The organism is Filomicrobium sp. (genome assembly GCF_025698805.1).
GTDB classification, from domain to species: domain Bacteria; phylum Pseudomonadota; class Alphaproteobacteria; order Rhizobiales; family Hyphomicrobiaceae; genus Filomicrobium; species Filomicrobium insigne.
Window position 1 is genome coordinate 593652 of sequence record NZ_JAILWT010000003.1, and the last position, 17562, is coordinate 611213.

Here is a 17562-nt window from a genome sequence, read left to right on the forward strand (position 1 = left end):
AAGGCCGCCCTTGGGCGGCCTTTGTGTGTCCAATCAGGGCCTCGTAAGAACCTTAGTCGTCATACCCCACGAGAACCTCTCCCGTGGCGGGATGAACATGAACTTCGATCCGAGTGCCGTTCTTGCTCATCTCGACCTCATAAGCGCCATCGTCGGATTCAATTTCGTGGACCGTGTACCCTTGCGCTGAGAGCTTCTCGATCATTTGCGTAGGGGAAAGCCACTGATCCCTTGGAACATTGAGGCGCTTGCCGTTCCAGTCGGCGGCGGCGGGAAGAGCGCTTGCCAGAGTTGCTGCAAGGGCGGCTGCAACGATGAGATGCTTCATCTATAAGTTCTCCTGTTTTGCTGGGCTCGTTGCCCGTCCCCGCAACATTGCAAAGGCGCACTGACCGCGCCCTGACCGACGCTGTCAGCGTTCTGTCAGCTTCAAGAGTGGAAAATGCTCTGATGCCGCATCCTCTAAAAATCCTGCTCACGCTTCTTGTTTGTGGCCCCGCCCTGCTTACCGGGGTTGGGACCGCTGTTGCCGACGACATCGGACACGAGGAGGCCCGCCGTCTGGTTGAATCCGGGAGGATCCTGCCGCTCGCAGAAATCGTCGATAAGGTGAGTGTGGAGGTTCCCGGAGATATTCTGGAGACAGAACTGGAATACGATGACGGGATAATCGTCTATGATTTTAAAATTCTGAGACCTGATGGACGGGTCCAGGAGGTTGAGGTTCACGCCTCGACAGGTGATATCCTCAAGATCGAAGACGATGACTGATGCGCATACTTGTCGTAGAAGACGAGCCTCGGATCGCAGCAGACATAACGACGGCGCTTGGTTCATCTGGGTTCGTTTGCGACGTATCGACCGACGGCGAGGAAGCCTGGTTCAAGGGCGATACGGAAAACTACAGTCTCGTCGTGCTCGACTTGGGTCTGCCAACAATCGACGGCCTCAGTGTTTTGAAGCGATGGCGCGCTGCCGGCCGCGACATGCCCGTATTAATTCTTACCGCGCGCGGGGCTTGGCCGGAACGCGTGGAAGGCATTGATGCCGGCGCCGATGATTACCTTGTGAAACCATTCCAAATGGAGGAGCTCATCGCGCGGGCGCGGGCACTCATCAGACGCTCCCGTGGCATTAGTAGTCCTGTGATTGAAGCTGGCCGAATCAGAGTCGACACGCGTCAAATGCGGGTCCTCGTGGACGATGCGCATGTTTCTCTTACTCCGCTGGAATATCGGCTGGTCTCGTTCCTGGTGCACAACAAGGGGCGGGTAGTCTCGACGACGGAACTGCTCGAACACCTTTACGGTGATGACGACAGCCGCGAAACAAATGCACTTGAGGCCGCGATCATGCGCGTGCGCAAGAAGCTCGGGACAGGCTCGATCGAAACCCGACGCGGCTACGGCTACATCATCATGGATGAAGCGTCGTGACCGCCCGATCACTCAGGTGGCGATTGCTTATCGCTGCCGCAGCGTACATCTCCACCGCACTTGTTATTTCAGCCTTAGTGCTTTCCCTGCTTTTCGAACGGCACGTAAAGGCGTGGATCGACGGCGAGCTCAACGCGCAGCTTGATCAACTCATTGCCGGCGTCGAGAAAACAACCTCCGGCGAGCTAACACTTTCCCGCACGCCGAAAGATCCGCGGTTTGAGAAGGCGCTTTCAGGGTTGTACTGGCAGGTGGAATTCGGGGCGGAACACCGCGTACTCCGCTCGCGGTCTTTGTGGGATTTCAAGCTGACACTACCGCGGGAACAGCAGATCGACCAGGAATCTCGCCACCATCGGGTGGCTGGCCCCGGCGGCCAAGAACTTTATCTCCTTCAAAAGCGCGTGGAGCTACCGGCACGGCTCGGCCGCGAACAAGCTTACTTCGCCGTGGCAATCAACGAGGCGGAGGTGCAGGCCGCTGTTTGGCGATTTGCGAACGCCTTGATCCCGTTGCTGGTGACATTGGGCATCATGCTTGCCGCCGCGGCGTGGATACAGGTTTCCATTGGGCTTCGTCCTCTCGCGTCAATTCGCGAGAAAATCTCAAGTATCAAGTCCGGTGCCCAGGCTCGGCTCGGTTCAGAGTTTCCTGATGAAGTCCGGCCGTTGGCAAGTGAGATCGATTCACTCCTGGACAAGCGCGACGATGAGATCGAGGTTGCGCGCACACGGGCAGCGGACTTGGCACACGGTTTAAAAACGCCACTTCAAATCATCTTCGGCGGCATCGCACGTCTCAAAGCCAAGGGAGCCGCCGAGTTAGCCGAGGATCTAGAGACCGCCGCGCGCATGATGCAACGGCATGTCGACCGGCAACTGGCACGTGCGCGTTTGCAAGGACGCCGCATGGACGCCGTTGCGGATGTGAAGAGCGTCGCCACTCAGGTTGCCAATGTTCTCAGACGCTCTCCTGACGGGGAGCGCCTGGAGTGGCTCGTTGACGTGCCCTCAGGCACCGTTGCGAAAATTCACACCGATGATCTCGCCGAAGCCTTCGGATGCCTTGTTGAAAATGCAGCACGGTATGCCCGTTCGCAGGTCACCATCACCGCCATGAAAGAAGCGGGCGGCATTACCATTCGCGTCAGCGACGACGGTCCTGGCATTCCTAAAGACAAAATGCCGGACGCACTCAAGCGTGGAGAACGGGTGGATACGTCTGGCCCCGGATCTGGGCTGGGCCTCGCGATCGCTACAGATATCGCAGAAGCTTGGCACGGCACGCTCGGCTTCACGCCTCGCGCAGATGCATTCGCTGTTGAGTTACGCCTCAAGAGTGCGAAAACTTCATAGTCGATCCGGAAGCGGCAACGGCACGTTTTCTTTGACCGTCCGGATCACGACATTGCTGCGAATATCCTTCACCATCGGCAGCTTCAAGAGCGTCCCAAGCAAAAACTTCTCATAACTCTCGAGATCCGGAACTGCGACCTGAAGCAGGAAGTCAGTCTCGCCGGATACGAGGTGGCACTCGATCACTTCCGGCATTGCGCAAAGCGCTTTCTGAATTGCCTGAGCATTGTCATCTCGATGACCGTCAACCTTGATTCCTACGAGTATAGTCAATCCGAGGCCGACGCTCTTTCGATCAAGGATTGCGCGGTAGCTCTTTATAACCCCGCTCCGCTCAAGCGCTTTAACACGCCGCAAGCAGGGGGTTGGCGAAAGGCCGACACGTTCGGCGAGTTCGGAGTTCGGCATCCGCCCTTCTGTCTGCAATATCTTGAGAATTCGACGGTCGAAGTCATCCAAACGCTCTAGCATATTCCACCATTTCATTCGAAATTTTTGGCATATTATGTCTTAATGTCGGCTCTCTTCGCCTCAAATAGCACGTTTCTGCTTTCCTTTTCATGAGACACTGCGGGTCCCGCTCGTAACATGGAATGGAATATCATGGGCTTTCGAGAAGACGTCTCGATTACGGTAGATGCCTTGGATGCGTTTGCCCGCGATGCGCGCAAACGAGAAGGCCCCGTGCTTCGCCAAGAACGCTTAGTCCCACTCCAGAACGCGCTTGACGTCGCGCATCTCATCGAACACGGCGGCCTTGAGGGGCAAACGCTGCAGCGTTTTCTGGACACTTATCTCGCTGCATCAACACGCCTGCATCACCCTGGCTATATGGCGCATCAGGTTGCCGTGCCACTTTCTCAAAGTGCAATCGCGGCTCTGGTTGATGGCTTCACAAACAATGCTATGGCCATCTACGAGATGGGGCCTGCCGCTGCGGCGGTCGAACACGCCGTCATCAATTGGATGCTGGAAAAGATCGGCTGGCGCCCTTGCGTTTCAGAGGCCTCAGACAAAACAGCGGACGGCGGCGGCGTGCTGACGCATGGCGGCTCGCTCGCCAATCTGACGGCGTTGTTGGCCGCTCGTGCGCGGGTCGCGCCAAATGCTTGGCAAGAAGGGAACCCCTCTCACCTTGTCATCGTCGCATCGCCGAACAGCCACTATTCCGTCTCTCGCGCGGCGGGCATCATGGGGCTCGGTCCCGTTCGCTATGCTCCAACCGACTCCGCCGGTCGACTTGACCCAACCAGACTTTCTGGATTTCTCGCCGGATTGCAGCAGGAAGGAACGCTTCCACTTGCCCTCGTCGCTAACGCGTGCGGAACGGCTCTCGGACTTTACGACCCTTTGCGAGAGATCGCGCACATCTGCCGGCAGCATCATATTTGGTTGCACGTCGATGGCGCGCATGGCGCATCCGCTTTGCTCTCCCAACGGCTCCGCCATTTACTGGATGGAATTGAATTGGCCGATTCCGTTGTGTGGGACGCACATAAAATGCTGCGATCATCGACGCTGTGCGCCGCCGTTCTCACACGCGACCCGTTGGCCCTCGATCGGGCTTTTCGGGAAGAGGCGAGCTATCTCTTTCACGAAAAAGATCAGCCCGGCATCGACCTCATTCACCGAACGGTTGAGTGCACGAAGGCAGCTCTTGGGCTGAAGGTGTTCTTTGCGCTTGCCTCTCAGGGGGAGAAGAGCATCGCCGCCACGATTGAACGGCAGACCGCCTTCGCCCAGGAGACCGCTGCATATTTGCGAACCGAGCCTGAGATCGAAGTCGCCGTGGAGCCTCAATCGAATATCGTGTGTTTTCGTTTTGACGGCCCAGACTCCCTTCAACTCAAACTTCGCCGGCGCCTGACTGAATCAGGAAATTTCTACATCTCGACGGCAGAGGCTCTTGGACGACGCTGGCTCCGTATCGTGTTCATGAACCCTTCCACGAATTTGAATGATGTCGTCGCACTCATCAATGAGCTCAGAGAATATCTCAAGAGTGGAGTTTGAAGGAGACAGCTCCGCTTGCAGAATTTTCTTTACCGTTTTGATTATTCTAATCTGTCAAAGATCAAGATCGAGCTTTGGTGAATAGCGTAGTCCGGCAAAATATGGCCATCTACGCTGTGAGGGATTTCCAACAACGCGTACCGCGCCAAGCGCTACCCCTGTCGCGATGAGGCCTGGGCAATAGTGTCAAAATCATTCATCGAGAGCCTGACCGGAGTTCTGCTCTTTGCAACTGCGGTCCTGGTGATGCTCTCGGAATGGCATGCAAACAAGCTGCTCTCCTGGACGGGAGACCTCTTCGCAGTATTGACGTTGTTGCTCCTCGTCGCGCAAGTTCACTGGGGTCGGCAAATCTTTGTCGTTGTCGGTCTAGCCCTCGCAGGTATCGCCTTTGCGACACGGCCCGACTGGTTTCAAATGATAGTTGGAGCCACCGGAAAAGCGGCCTTTATCGCGGCCTTGTTCACGGCGCTTGCCACAATGCGAAATGCAGCGGCGAGTTCACCTTCGATCGCCGAGTGCGGCCATTTTCTAGCTTTGCAGCCCCCGGGGCGCAGGTACATCGCACTTACCGTTGGCGGCCAATTGTTCGGTCTGCTGCTGAACTACGGCGCACTTGTTTTGCTCGGCACCCTCGCTGAGGCGAATGCGCGACAAGAACCTAATGAGGAAATTCGCAACCACCGCATTCGGCGGATGTTGCTCGCGATCCAACGCGGCTTCGTTTCCATGCTAACTTGGTCACCTTTAGCTTTTTCCGTCGCCATCTCAACGTCTCTTATTCCGGGAGCGCGATGGTCGGATGCTCTCCTTCCGTGTCTTGTTAGTTCTGCAATCCTTGCTGGCGTTGGATGGGGGCTCGACACTATATTCAAGCCCCGCCTTTCCGTTCAGCCATCACCACGAACAGCTGAGGGAAGCTGGCTCAGCCTCTGGCCGCTTTTTTTATTGCTCGCGGTACTGGGTGTCCTCGTGGGCGTGCTCCATGCCGCGACCGACATCCGCGTCATTGGAATCGTTATGATGGTGGTTCCCGTCATTTCGATCATCTGGATCAGCATTCAAAACTCGGGGAAGGTGCCGGCGACATGGGCTCGCATTAAGACGTACGTGACGAGAGATCTGCCGTCCTATCGCTCCGAAATAGTCCTGCTCATGATGGCCGGTTGGATTGGCACGCTCGGGGGCGCACTTTTGTCGCCCCTGGCTGCCGCTTCGGGGTTTGATCTTTCAAACGTACCCGCGTGGCTCTTACTCGTTTGCATTGTGTGGTTGATACCGCTGACCGGTCAGCTCGGCATGAACCCGATTATGACCGTCACACTTTTGGCCCCGCTTCTTCCCAGCGCGGCCGCTATCGGGGTCGAGCCATCCGACATCATTGTGGCGATCACAGCAGGCTGGGCGATGAGCGGAGCTAGCTCACCGTACACTGCCACGACCCTGATGATCGGCGCGATGGGCGGCGTGAGCGCACACCACGTCGGCCTGCGATGGAACGGGCCTTACATTCTGGTTTGCGGTGTCGCGCTCTCAATCTGGGTCGTTGTCCTGACGCTCCTTTAAGGTCGGGCGACGCGTAGCGCGACTAGATGCCAGCGTACCATTCGTATCCGCGATCTTCCCAGAAGCCGCCGCGGCCGCGTCCGATAGCCTTCAAGCTATCGACGATTTCAATACGCATGATGTATTTGGCGTGCTTATAGCCAAGTTGGCGCTCGACGCGCAGACGAAGCGGGGCTCCATGTGCCACTGGCAGGTTCTGATCGTTCATGGTGTAGGCCAGGATTGTCTGCGGATGGAACGCATCGACGAGATCGATGCTCTCATAGTACTGGCCATCGGCCGTGTTTTCGTATTTGTCGGCGCAATGGAAGACTGCATAACGCGCGTCCGTATGCAGGCCTGCTGTCTTTAGGACGGTACCCAACTGCACGCCGGTCCATTTGCCGATTGCGCTCCAACCTTCCACGCAGTCGTGCCGTGTGATCTGCGTGCGCGCAGGCAGCTGCTTGAGCTCCGCGAGAGATAGGCTGAGTGGACGGTCGACCTTACCGTCTACTGTCAGACGCCAATCGGCAAAGCCGTTGTCGAGAAGGCTGGCATAGGCATCGCCCTCGGGGTGTTGCGTCCCATTCGCTTTAAATACGGGGGACATATCGGCCTCCGTATATTCGCGCGCCAATGTCGTGTCCGACAGCAAAGCGCGCTGCAAGTCCTTGTTCAGTGCTTCAGCACCCTCTAGGACGCGTGCCACGTGTTGGTTGTCGACCAAAGCATCGCAACCACCGAGTAGGGCTGCGGCCGCCGTAGCAGCAGAGCCGATGAGAAGGCGCCGACGTGTCGGGCTCACAATCATGGATGCTTCTCCACTTCAATCGCATAGCGGCCCGTAACCATCGAGCGCAGGTTATTCCACACGCCCGAAAGCAGGACCATCGCCACGTGCACAAAGACGAAACCGACGATCAGTGTCGCTGAGATGAAATGGATCGTGCGTGCAGACTGGCGGCCGCCGAACACATCAAGCAACCATGGCCACGCTGCATCCATTGCCGGCGACATTGTCAAACCTGTCGCCACCATGAGGGGCAGCAGAATGAAGATTACACTTAGATAGGCCAACTTTTGCAAAGTGTTGTAGTGGCGTGCTTTATCGCCTTTGGGAAAGCGCAGACGCGCGTGATCGGCGATTTCGTGAGCTAAATGCGAGGGGGCCAGCTCATTGGTGTTCGGCACCAACTTGCGCCGAAAATGGCCAGCGGCAATTCCGTAGATCACGTAGGCGAGCCCATTGAGGACGAACACCCACGCGAAGAAGAAATGCCAGCGCCGTCCCGTGGACAGATCCCGGTAACTCGGGATCGTCAGCCACGAGGGGAAAGCGCGCACGCTTAGTGCACCGTTATATTCAGAGGCGCCCAAAAATCCGGTGGTCGGAATTGCCAGAGAACCGATCCGGGTTTCGCCTCGGATGCTGTTACCGTCTCTATATGCGCGAATATCGATGAAGGCTGGATCCGCATCTGCTCCGTACTTCCCCCAATAAAGAGAAGGATGGGCATTAAATATTTGCAGCCCGCTCAGAAGCAGGATGAAGAGGCACAAGACGTTCATCCAGTGGGTCAGACGCACCAGGAGTGGATGACGAAAGACCAGTTTTTTTTGAGTTGCGCCAGCCACGTCGGATGACGATGGCTTCCCTACCGACCGGGATCTGGGATGAAACATGATTTTTGCTCAAGATTGTCACATGAAAATGGGCCCGGCTCCAGCCGGTTGAGCGCAAGAACCGGGCGCCTCAGTGCCTAGTTCTTCTTCATTGCGTCCGACTTCATGGAGTCTTTTTCCATGCCGTCGTGTTTCTCCATCGCATCCGATTTCATTGAATCAGACTTCATGGAATCCGTTTTCATGGCGTCGGATTTCATTGCATCGGACTTCATGGTGTCTGATGCCATTGCATCTGACTTCATAGAGTCCGTTTTCATCGCGTCTTCGGCCTGGGCGACACCCAGAGACGTCAGCGCTACGGTAGCGATCAAGAGTCCGGCACGTGCAAAAGGTTTAATAGGCGTCATAATAATCTTCCTTGAAAGCGTGCGCTACTTTTAAGCGCGTGGGTGAATGCTAGGCCGATAAGCCCAGCGCGATCCCGAACACCGGAGTTTTGCAAATCCGGCACTCTGGATTTCGGACATGGCGCGTCGTTTCCGCAGGTGGTGCGGACACCGTGCCAAAGTTCTTTTGCTCGGAGGCTGGACTAGAACGGCGATGCCCTGGGCATTGCAAATCTCCCGATCAAATCTTCTCTGTCGACGCGTTGCGCCGGTGTTGAAGGTGAATTCGGGAAGGAGAGCAGGTCGGTTACTATCGTCACGTCCTTGTGATCAGTAACCTGCTCGCTAATGGTGTGTGCGTCAGCTTCGCGCTGTAACTCTTGCGCCTATTGAAACGAATAAGGATTAGGTGGACGTGCAGCCGGTAGAAGAACGGCTACGCAGATTGATGATCGAGGCTTTGGCCGGTGACGAGAAGTCGTACCGCCAGTTGCTGAGTGATGTCGGCGACCGGCTACGTGCGTACTACTCGCGCAGGATGGGGCCCGGGCATGCCTCTACGGAGGATCTCGTGCAGGAGACACTGCTCGCGGTTCATACGCGCCGTTTTACCTACGATAGCGACCGCCCGTTTACTGCGTGGCTGCATGCCATTGCACGGTACAAGTTGATCGACCATTTGCGTGCGAGCCGTGCGCATTTATCGGTGCCGATCGATGACATGAACGACCTGATCTCTGCCGATGACTCCGAAGCGACGGGGGCTCGGCACGACGTGGAGAAACTGCTGGGAGACCTGCCGGAACAGACGCGCGGCTTTATTCGCGCCGTCAAAATCGACGGGCGTTCGATTGCTGAAGTCTCTGCGGCCTCCGGAGCTTCAGAATCCGCGGTCAAGGTCGCCATTCACAGAGGATTGAAACTGCTTGCTCGACGCATGAAAGGAAACGACGCGCCTTGACTACTACGCCAGACCTCATCGACTCCCTCGCGACCGGCCTAAAGCCGGCGCCGCGTGGATTTGTGTCGCGACGATTGGGGCTTGGAATCGGCGCGGGCGTCGTCCTCACGATCGCTGCCGCCACGCTTTTTGCTTTGGGCCTGCGCCCTGATTTGCCCACCGCGTTTACGTCTCCGCCCTTTTGGATCAAGTTCGCCTTCACGGGGCTCTTGATGTTAGCCGGCCTCGTGGCCGTTTGGCGCCTGGCGCGTCCTGAGGGAAAAGTGTCCCGCTCGATGTGGGCCGGAATTGTTGGTGTCCTGCTCGCGATGTCTGCGTTGGCCGCCGTGCAACTCGCAAATGCGCCAGTCGCCGACTATCGCGCGCTTATCATGGGCAAGACGGCGGCCATATGCCCCTGGCTGATTATGCTTTTGTCGCTCCCCATACTCGCCGGAGCGCTGTGGGCCATGCGGTCGATGGCGCCGACACACCCTACGCTCGCGGGCGCCTCTGTTGGGTTGGCCGCGGGGGCGTCTGCCGCGTTTATCTATGCGTTTTCCTGCGACGAGAGCGCGATGCCGTTCGTGCTGATCTGGTACGGGCTCGGTATGGCGGTGCCCACGCTCGTCGGCGCGCTGCTCGGCCGCTACTTGCTGCGCTGGTGACAGTTTCCGGACAGCTTCTTCGTCGCACGAAGGGGTAACCTTCGGCCGCCTAGCTTAATCTTTTTGAGCGTCCTATCTTCGGGACAATGTTAGACAACTGGAACGGAGCGCTGCCCTATGCCTCAACGACTTACCGCAGGTCTTTTGGCCGTTCTCTTAGCGGCCGCATTCCCAGCCGTCGCCCCCGCGACAGAGACAAACGATGCAGAGACACTTAACCGTGCACGCGCTGCCGCGAAGGATCTCGGAGAGCGTTTGAAGGGTGAGCTTGTCGCTGCCATTAAATCCGGTGGACCTGTTACCGCGCTCCAAGTCTGCAACACTGTCGCAGGCGACCTCGCAATTCAGACCTCGAAACAGCATGGTCTGACGGTGGGCCGTACAGCGCTCCGGGTGCGCAATCCGAAGAACGCACCTGATGCTTATGAGCGCAAAGTCCTTGAAGAGTTTTTGGAAAAGGCTTCATCCGGAGCTGATCTTGCCAAGCTCGAACACATCGAGGTCGTCTCCGAGAATGGCGAAAAGACCTTTCGCTACATGAAGGCCATACCCATGGCCGCCGAACCCTGTCTCGCGTGTCACGGCACTGAGCTGAAGCCTGAGGTGAAAGCGGAGATTTCCCGGCTTTATCCCGAAGACCAAGCGACCGGATTCAAGCCGGACGAATTAAGGGGTGCGTTCACGATTTCGGGCAAGCTCGACTAGAAATCTGGTGCGTTTCTGCGCTCCCGGATCGGGGAGACATGGTCCCCGACCCAGCGAAGTCAGAAATTCGCGCTAAGCTTCCGCGAACGGATTGGTCAGGTTCTGCTCAACCCATTTGGCGGTTTGCAGAAGATGCTGATCCTCGCCGAAGCCTCCTACCAGTTGAATGGCGAGCGGAAGGCCATTGGCCGAACGCGCGACCGGCATCGAAAGCGCCGGCACTCCGAGCAACGTCCACAACGCACAGAAGTGCGTGTCGCCGGTATACGTTAAGCCCTTCGGGGCTTCTCCGGTTGCCGGAACTGTGAGCGCCGCATCAAAGCCACTCAAGTATTTTGGAAGCTGCTCGCGCAGCTCCGTTTGCATACGAAGTGCCGCGATATATTTGGGAGCAGAGATCGCTGCGCCCTGTGCCACAAGGTCCTTCAATTGCGGGCTTGTTTTGTCAACATAACGTTCAACGTTCTCGGCGTGAATGGCTGCCGCTTCCGCGGCAAGGATCATCTCGCACACCTTCACCCCTTCCCAATAGGACGCAGGAAGATCTATGGGCTCGACGTGTGCGCCTGCTGTGCGCAGTGCCTCTATTGCGTTCTCAAACGCAGCCTTTTGCTCGTCGCTCATATCTCCCGCGAAACTCGGAGTGAGCACGGCGATCTTAGGCCTCACGCCTGTGTCGATACCATTAGCTAAGTCGTCGATTTCCGATGCCTCGACACCCACGTCTGAGAGCAAACCAAATGCATAGGCAGCGTCGTCGATGGAGCGCGTGAAATACCCCACGTGATCCAAGGACTGGGCAAGCGGATGCACCCCCCCCAGAGGAATAGAACCGAACGTGGGTTTGAAACCGACCACACCACAAAAGGCGCCTGGTCGAACGACAGATCCGAGCGTTTGCGTTCCCAGCGCCAAGGGGACAATGCCTGCGGCGACGGAGGCCGCCGACCCGCTCGACGAACCACCGGGCGTATGCTCCGGATTCCAAGGATTGACGGTAGGTCCTGGGCTGCGCCAAGCGAATTCGGTAGTCACCGTCTTGGCGAAAATCGTTCCGCCGAGCTTCTTGATCCGGCTGACAACCTCCGCGTCGGTATCAGGGACGTTGTCGGCATAGATTTTCGAGCCGTTGGTTGTCAGTATTCCCGCGGTCGCAATGATATCTTTTACACCAACGGGAATTCCGGCGAGAGGGCCTTCATCCGCGATGCTGAGTTTCTCGCTTGGCACGCGATACGTGAAGGCCTTCAGCCATAGGTCGACTTCGTCAGCGCGCTTTGTGCAAGCGTCGATATATTCTTTCCGGTCAAGCGTGCCGTTGCTGAAAGCACGGGCCGCTTCAAGCAAACCCATCGGTTTGGACATGATTGAAGAGTTCCTGGAAGATGAGAATGGGAACTGGCCCGGGAGTGTGTTCCGCTCCCGAGCCAGGGGAATGTCATTTCGGCAAGGCCATGGCCTTCTTTACGTAGTCGGGGAATACGAAGGTCGCGTAGTCTGGCGCTTCCTTTAGATTACCCAGCGCGATCTGCGTTTTCATTGCCGTTTCAAAGGCGTCGTTCGTTGTCTCGACGCTTGTTGGATAAACGTTTTCCTTCAGCATGCGTTTGACAGCTGCTTCCACGACCTTCTTGTCGAGCGAAGGAAATTCCTTCTGAGCGATGGCAATGGTCTCGTCCGGGTTTGCGTGCATGAACCGGAACGCCATTTCCATTGCATTGACGACGCTCTGTGCCGTTTCAGGATCGACACCCTTCTTTGCAGTCACGGACGAGAACGCATAGGGGCCGTACTCTTCCGGGAACCCTAGGACGACTTTCATGCCTTGGGCCGCGACCTGATCGAGGCCAGGCTCGTAAAGTACGGCAACCTTGGCCTGACCGCCGAGGAACGGACCGGGTTCAGAACCGATCTGGACCTGGAGAATATCGACGTCGGACTTCGGGTCCATACCGTTGTCTTGTAGGAGCTTCATGAACAGAGACGTGCTCGTTGTCGGCATCAGACCGGCAACAACTTTTTCGCCTTTTACATCCTGGATCTTTTCGTACTTGAAGTCCGGCGTGGTCGCGATCCAGACTGCCGCACCGTTGACGACGTTGCTGATGATGTTGACATCGGCGCCTTTGGAGGCCGCGATCGCTGTCCATTCGGGCCCGTGAATTGAGAACTCCGCGCTGTCGGAAAGCACGGCCGCCAAAGCGGCTGTCGGCGAGCCGGCCGTTTCCTTGCTTACGTCGAGGCCCTGATCTTTGAAGTAGCCCTTATTGATTGCGACGTAGAACGGCAGGTACAGCATGGACTGGAAGGCCTGCGAAATCGTGACCTTCTTATCCTGCGCGACGGACGGCACGGACGATATTACCAGCGATGCGATGATCGCAAATATTCCTGCGGCTTTACAGCTAAGTCGCATATCAACTCTCCTTAGATGACAAGTTGGGTAGTTCGCGAAGTGTCAGACTTGGACGTGCGCGCGTCCGGTATCCTGCTTCCAAGGAAGCAAGTTGCGCTCCAGAGCATCGATCCCGTGGTAGAGGACGTAGCCCATGAACATGAGGACGAAGAGGCCCACCCAAACGGTGTTGAGGTCGTAAAGGCTGGACGCGGTGTAGACGATGTGCCCCAAGCCATGCTTGGACGAGATGAATTCGCCGACCACCGCACCGACGAGGCCAAAGCCGATATTGATGCGGAACGTCGCAATGATCGCTGGCAGCGAAGAAGGGATGATGACCCGATAGAAAACCTGGTGTTTGCTGCCGCCCATGGACAGCATCAGCGCCTGCAGATCCTTGTCGGCATCCTTGGCGGCTTGATAAGCAGCGATCAGCGCCACCAATGCGGTCATCGAAATGACAAGCACCACCTTGGACGTGAGACCGGTCCCGAACCAAAGCAGAATGACAGGAGCGAGAGCGATCTTCGGCACACTGTTGAGCGCCACGATGAATGGCTCAACAAGGCGCGCGACAAAAACCGAGTACCACATGGCGAGACCGAGTATCGATCCCACGACCGTACCGATGACAAAGCCAAGAATAGCTTCAAACAGCGTGTAGCCGCTGTCGATCAGCAATGAGCCGTCCGCCATTCGAGTTGCGAAGTTTTCCCAGATACCGGATGGGCGCCCAAACAAGAATTCCGATATCCATCCCATCCAGCAGCCGAATTCCCACAGCAGGAAGAAGATTGCGACGCTGAGTATCTGCAGGGCCGACCGCCCGAGAACGGTGTCGAAGTAATTGCGCGACTTTTTGGTTTTGGCCTTGGGTTTTGCCTCTTTGACATGGCCCTCGGCCTCAGCAGACGTCGTCGATACCGATACCATCAGTTCGCCCTCTTCTTGCTGGTTTGGATATCGAGTTCCCCGCAAAGCGTGTGGAAGTATTCCGAGAAGCGCCGGTCACTCCGTGCCTCGATAGGGGTGCTGCGTTCGATTTCGATGGTGTGCACGTTCTTCACGTGCGTCGGCCGGCCGCTCAATGCGACGACGCGCCGGGATAAGGCGACGGCCTCATCAATGTCGTGCGTGACGAGGATCACCGTCTTGTTGAAGGTTTCGACGGCCTCCATCAGGACTCCCTCCAGATAGAGACGTGTCTGATAGTCGAGCGCGGAAAAAGGCTCATCGAGCAGAAGGATGTCGGGGTCCATAATGAGCGTGCGGATCAAAGCCACGCGCTGGCGCATGCCTCCCGACAACGTCTTGGGATATGCTTTTTCAAACCCGGAAAGGCCGAACGTGGACAGATACTCACGCGCCGTATCGATTGCCTCATTGTCCGCGACGCCGCGCACTTTTAAGCCAAGCAGCACATTCTCAAGGACAGTCCGCCAAGGAAAGAGCAGATCCTTTTGCATCATGTAACCGATGCGGCCGCGCAGGCTGTCGACCTCATCTCCTCGATAGACGAGCGCTCCACTATCAGCGTCCAACAATCCAGCGATGACGTTGAAGACCGTCGTCTTACCGCACCCACTGGGGCCAATGATGCTGACGAAATCGCGTTCATAGATATCGAAGGTCAGCCCATCGAGAACGGGGATCGCACCTCCTTTGCCGGGGAAGCTTTTCTTGATGTTGCGGATGCTCAGCTGGACTTGTGGTTCTGCCATACCAGTCTCCTTTTGGTACGACACAGCAAGAGACATGCCAGCATTTTCAGATCACTAGCTGCGCGCCAGGCCGGTAGAAATAACGCAGTTATGCCAGACACTTGAGAGTGGCGCATGCAGAATTCCGCTTGCATCCTCCGCAAAATCCTGACATCTTTGCGCTGCACAATACATTGTGCATTGTGCACAAAAGACTGGCATTCATATCGCGCAGCCCGCGACCAATTCAGACCATGAGCATTCCAGACTTCGATATTTTAATTGCACCCAGACGCCGCGGGGTTTCGACTGGGTTTTAAAGAAGGAGGAGCCCGAAATGGTTGAAGGGCGGCCCAGGACTATCCGGCAACACGTGCTGAGCACACTAAGAACGGAAATACTCCAAGGCCGATACCCCATCGGGTCCCGATTGCGCCAAGAAGAAGTTGCCCGACGATTAGGCGTCAGCACGACGCCTGTGCGAGAAGCGTTTCGCGATTTGCTTGCGGAAGGCATGATCTCCCTCGACGCGCATCGCGGCGCCGTGGTTCGCGGCCTCACGCTCAGCGAAGTCCAAGAGATCTACCAGATGCGTATCCGGCTCGAGCCACTCCTCGCCGAACGCACGCTCGATGCAATCTCGGACGAAGACATTGCCCGCGCTGAAGCCTGTCATCGGGAAATGTGCAGAACGGAGAACCCTGAACTGTGGGCGAGCTTGAATCAGGAATTTCACGTCACGTTGACCGGAAATTCAAATGATCGGCGGCTTGGAAATATTGTCTACACTCTCGCCCACGCGGCGTCGCCGTATGTTGTCCTGTCGCTGTTTGCGCGCGCGGAGATCCGGGAGATGAACAACCGCGATCACGCAGAGCTCCTGACGTTCTATCAGGCGCGGGATCGCGCAGGCATTGCGCAAAAAACGGAAGATCACCTCGCGCAGACCCTGCGTGCCATAGAGTTGGAGGTCGAGAGCAAATCGGTGTCCGGCCTTCAGGCTGTATTGCTTTCGAAATAGCCCACTGCGCCTAGGTTTCCTTTGCAGCCGCTACCGTCGCGCGACGATATTCGGAATCACGCTCAGCGTTGATACGATCACGCACCGTTTCCGCTGCACATCCGAATTCCTCAAGCGCACGACCGGCGAGTTGCAGGCCAGCTTCCACGGCATCGGGGATGACGAAGTTCGCCCCCGCCTCAAAAAGTTTTCGGGCGTGTTCGGCATCACGGGCGCGCGCTAGCACCGGCGCGTCGGGCCGGACATTTCTCACTGCGCGCACCATCGCCTCCGCATCGTTCGGATCATCGACCGTTACGACGAACATCGCGGCTCCGCCTGCGCCGGCCTGATGCAATATCTCGGGGCGAGCGGCATCCCCAAGATACACTTTCCAGCCCTTCGTCCGTTCGCGTGACACCAGGCTCGCATTGCGATCAAGCGCAACAATATCCGCTCCCTCGACGTCTATAATTCGCGCGATCGTCCGGCCGACGCGCCCGAAGCCTGCGACGACAACATGCCCCGTGAGACTGGAAAAATCCGCAATCGAAAGCGCTTCCTGTGCCGACAATTCGGCAAGGGCCTCCCCGACCTTGCGGCCAACGCGTCCTGCCAGCGGGGTCACCAGCATCGACAAGCCCGCAATCGCCGCAACTACGGTTGCTGCTTGTGCGTCTAGCACGCCGCCCGTTGCTGCGGCGGCAATCACGACGAATGCGAACTCGCCCGCGGGAGCCAATAGGAAGGCCGTCTCCACTGCCACAGACCGCTCGCCTGAAAAAAGACGACAGGCGAACGCAGCGATAATGACTTTGACAATGAGCATTGCCACCAGCCCGCCCACTACGATCGGCAAGAGGCTCCAGACGCTGGCAAGATCGAGCCCCATTCCGACTGTCGTAAAAAATAAGCCGAGAAGAAGCCCCTTAAAGGGTTCCAAGTCGACCTCGGTCTGGTGCTTAAATTCGGTCTCCCCCAACAACAAACCCGCGAGAAACGCACCGAGCGCCAACGAGAGCCCAGCACCTGCCGTGAGTACCGCCGCCCCGACAACGATCAGGAGCGTCAAAGCCATGAGGAAATCTCGCCCGCCCATCTGCGCTGCCAGTCGGAAGGCGCGTCTCAGCACAATCCGGCCAATAACGAAAATGATGACAATGGCGAGCGCGCCCTGAAGCAAGGCATCGAAAATCAAGGTCGAGAGATTCGCTTCGCCACCGCGCGCAAGAAAGCCCAGCAAAATGAGGATGGGCGCGACCAACATGTCCTGGAACAGCAAGACAGCCAAAGCCGTTTGACCGACCGGCCCGGCGACACGGTGCTCTTCACTGAGCATCTGCATCACGATCGCTGTCGAGGACAACGCGAGAGCCAGTCCCACCGCTACGGCCGCCGGGGCTCCCTGCCCCAGCATGAAGGCGGCCCCACCGATCACGAGAGCACTCAATGCAGCCTGTACGCTACCTGCGCCGAAAACCGCACGCCGCAATGACCACAGCTTTTCAAACGATAGCTCAAGGCCCAGGAGGAACAGCAGGAACAAGATGCCCAGTTCGGCGAAAGGTGCTGCTGCCCGCGGATCGGAAATCGTCAGATACGAGAGTGCGGGCCAATCAGCGACGAAGGCCCCGATCCCGTGCGGTCCCAGCGCGACGCCCGCGAGCAGAAACCCCAAAACAGACGGAACGCGGAAAAGACGTAAAACGGGCACGACTATGCCCGCAGCAAAAAGGAATACCAGCGCATCCTTCAACTGGACTTCCTGGCCCTCATGGCCCATGCGC

Annotated in this window: 19 protein-coding genes; 9 read left to right on the plus strand and 10 right to left on the minus strand. The window is 57.3% G+C overall.

All coding sequences use genetic code 11. From position 1 onward, the window contains the following. Positions 1–52: 52 nt before the first annotated feature. A complete protein-coding gene (locus K5845_RS10170) occupies positions 53–328 on the minus strand; it encodes a PepSY domain-containing protein (protein WP_046479170.1) in 276 nt (91 codons plus the stop codon). 122 nt (positions 329–450) lie between these two features. On the opposite strand from K5845_RS10170, the gene K5845_RS10175 reads away from it, so the two are divergent. From K5845_RS10175 to K5845_RS10185, 3 genes are read left to right on the plus strand one after another with little or no spacing between them, the layout of a single operon-like run. Further along, the gene (locus K5845_RS10175; RefSeq protein WP_287958923.1) at positions 451–771 is read left to right on the plus strand and encodes a PepSY domain-containing protein; all 321 of its coding nucleotides are present in this window, start codon (positions 451–453) and stop codon (positions 769–771) included. Then, positions 771–1436: a response regulator transcription factor gene (locus K5845_RS10180; protein WP_046479171.1), complete on the plus strand. Its 666-nt coding sequence runs from the start codon at positions 771–773 to the stop codon at positions 1434–1436. The genes K5845_RS10175 and K5845_RS10180 overlap by 1 nt, the downstream gene beginning before the upstream one ends. Continuing rightward, a complete protein-coding gene (locus tag K5845_RS10185; RefSeq protein WP_287958924.1) occupies positions 1433–2791 on the plus strand; it encodes a sensor histidine kinase in 1359 nt (452 codons plus the stop codon). The genes K5845_RS10180 and K5845_RS10185 overlap by 4 nt, the downstream gene beginning before the upstream one ends. Here K5845_RS10185 and K5845_RS10190 read toward each other — a convergent pair. Next, positions 2786–3277: an Lrp/AsnC family transcriptional regulator gene (locus K5845_RS10190; protein WP_287958925.1), complete on the minus strand. Its 492-nt coding sequence runs from the start codon at positions 3275–3277 to the stop codon at positions 2786–2788. The genes K5845_RS10185 and K5845_RS10190 overlap by 6 nt on opposite strands. A 117-nt stretch (positions 3278–3394) precedes the next feature. Between K5845_RS10190 and K5845_RS10195 the strand changes: the two genes are divergently transcribed. Continuing rightward, the gene (locus K5845_RS10195; protein ID WP_287958926.1) at positions 3395–4804 is read left to right on the plus strand and encodes a pyridoxal phosphate-dependent decarboxylase family protein; all 1410 of its coding nucleotides are present in this window, start codon (positions 3395–3397) and stop codon (positions 4802–4804) included. A 183-nt stretch (positions 4805–4987) separates the two neighbouring features. Continuing rightward, a complete protein-coding gene (locus K5845_RS10200) occupies positions 4988–6370 on the plus strand; it encodes a hypothetical protein (RefSeq protein ID WP_046479174.1) in 1383 nt (460 codons plus the stop codon). Positions 6371–6392: 22 nt separating this feature from the next. Here the strand turns inward: K5845_RS10200 and K5845_RS10205 are convergent, their stop codons facing one another. The 3 genes from K5845_RS10205 to K5845_RS10215 all read right to left on the minus strand — a co-directional run bounded on the left by K5845_RS10205 (position 6393) and on the right by K5845_RS10215 (position 8385). Next, the gene (locus tag K5845_RS10205; RefSeq protein ID WP_046479175.1) at positions 6393–7163 is read right to left on the minus strand and encodes a molybdopterin-binding protein; all 771 of its coding nucleotides are present in this window, start codon (positions 7161–7163) and stop codon (positions 6393–6395) included. Beyond that, positions 7160–8035: a cytochrome b/b6 domain-containing protein gene (locus K5845_RS10210; protein WP_046479176.1), complete on the minus strand. Its 876-nt coding sequence runs from the start codon at positions 8033–8035 to the stop codon at positions 7160–7162. The genes K5845_RS10205 and K5845_RS10210 overlap by 4 nt, the downstream gene beginning before the upstream one ends. Positions 8036–8112: 77 nt before the next feature. After that, positions 8113–8385: a pentapeptide MXKDX repeat protein gene (locus tag K5845_RS10215; RefSeq protein WP_046479177.1), complete on the minus strand. Its 273-nt coding sequence runs from the start codon at positions 8383–8385 to the stop codon at positions 8113–8115. 394 nt (positions 8386–8779) lie between these two features. On the opposite strand from K5845_RS10215, the gene K5845_RS10220 reads away from it, so the two are divergent. The 3 genes from K5845_RS10220 to K5845_RS10230 all read left to right on the plus strand — a co-directional run bounded on the left by K5845_RS10220 (position 8780) and on the right by K5845_RS10230 (position 10677). Further along, positions 8780–9325 (plus strand): sigma-70 family RNA polymerase sigma factor, encoded by a 546-nt coding sequence (locus K5845_RS10220; RefSeq protein WP_152025022.1) that lies wholly within the window; start codon positions 8780–8782, stop codon positions 9323–9325. After that, the gene (locus K5845_RS10225) at positions 9322–9972 is read left to right on the plus strand and encodes an NrsF family protein (RefSeq protein ID WP_046479178.1); all 651 of its coding nucleotides are present in this window, start codon (positions 9322–9324) and stop codon (positions 9970–9972) included. The genes K5845_RS10220 and K5845_RS10225 overlap by 4 nt, the downstream gene beginning before the upstream one ends. Before the next feature lie 117 nt (positions 9973–10089). Further along, positions 10090–10677 (plus strand): Tll0287-like domain-containing protein, encoded by a 588-nt coding sequence (locus K5845_RS10230; protein WP_287958928.1) that lies wholly within the window; start codon positions 10090–10092, stop codon positions 10675–10677. Between the two features lie 72 nt (positions 10678–10749). On the opposite strand, the gene K5845_RS10235 is transcribed toward K5845_RS10230, so the two are convergent. The 4 genes from K5845_RS10235 to K5845_RS10250 all read right to left on the minus strand — a co-directional run bounded on the left by K5845_RS10235 (position 10750) and on the right by K5845_RS10250 (position 14796). Then, positions 10750–12042 (minus strand): amidase, encoded by a 1293-nt coding sequence (locus tag K5845_RS10235; RefSeq protein ID WP_287958929.1) that lies wholly within the window; start codon positions 12040–12042, stop codon positions 10750–10752. Between the two features lie 73 nt (positions 12043–12115). Next, positions 12116–13093 carry an ABC transporter substrate-binding protein gene (locus tag K5845_RS10240; protein ID WP_287958930.1) on the minus strand — a complete coding sequence of 326 codons (978 nt, stop codon included), beginning with the start codon at positions 13091–13093 and terminating at the stop codon, positions 12116–12118. Between the two features lie 42 nt (positions 13094–13135). After that, complete coding sequence (locus K5845_RS10245) at positions 13136–14008, minus strand: ABC transporter permease (protein ID WP_046479182.1); 873 nt, start codon at positions 14006–14008, stop codon at positions 13136–13138. Then, positions 14008–14796 (minus strand): ABC transporter ATP-binding protein, encoded by a 789-nt coding sequence (locus K5845_RS10250; RefSeq protein ID WP_046479183.1) that lies wholly within the window; start codon positions 14794–14796, stop codon positions 14008–14010. Before K5845_RS10250 ends, K5845_RS10245 begins: the two co-directional genes overlap by 1 nt. 316 nt (positions 14797–15112) lie before the next feature. Between K5845_RS10250 and K5845_RS10255 the strand changes: the two genes are divergently transcribed. After that, a complete protein-coding gene (locus K5845_RS10255; protein WP_046479184.1) occupies positions 15113–15796 on the plus strand; it encodes a GntR family transcriptional regulator in 684 nt (227 codons plus the stop codon). A 10-nt stretch (positions 15797–15806) separates the two neighbouring features. Here the strand turns inward: K5845_RS10255 and K5845_RS10260 are convergent, their stop codons facing one another. Then, positions 15807–17558 (minus strand): cation:proton antiporter domain-containing protein, encoded by a 1752-nt coding sequence (locus K5845_RS10260; RefSeq protein WP_287958931.1) that lies wholly within the window; start codon positions 17556–17558, stop codon positions 15807–15809. Positions 17559–17562 lie beyond the last annotated feature (4 nt).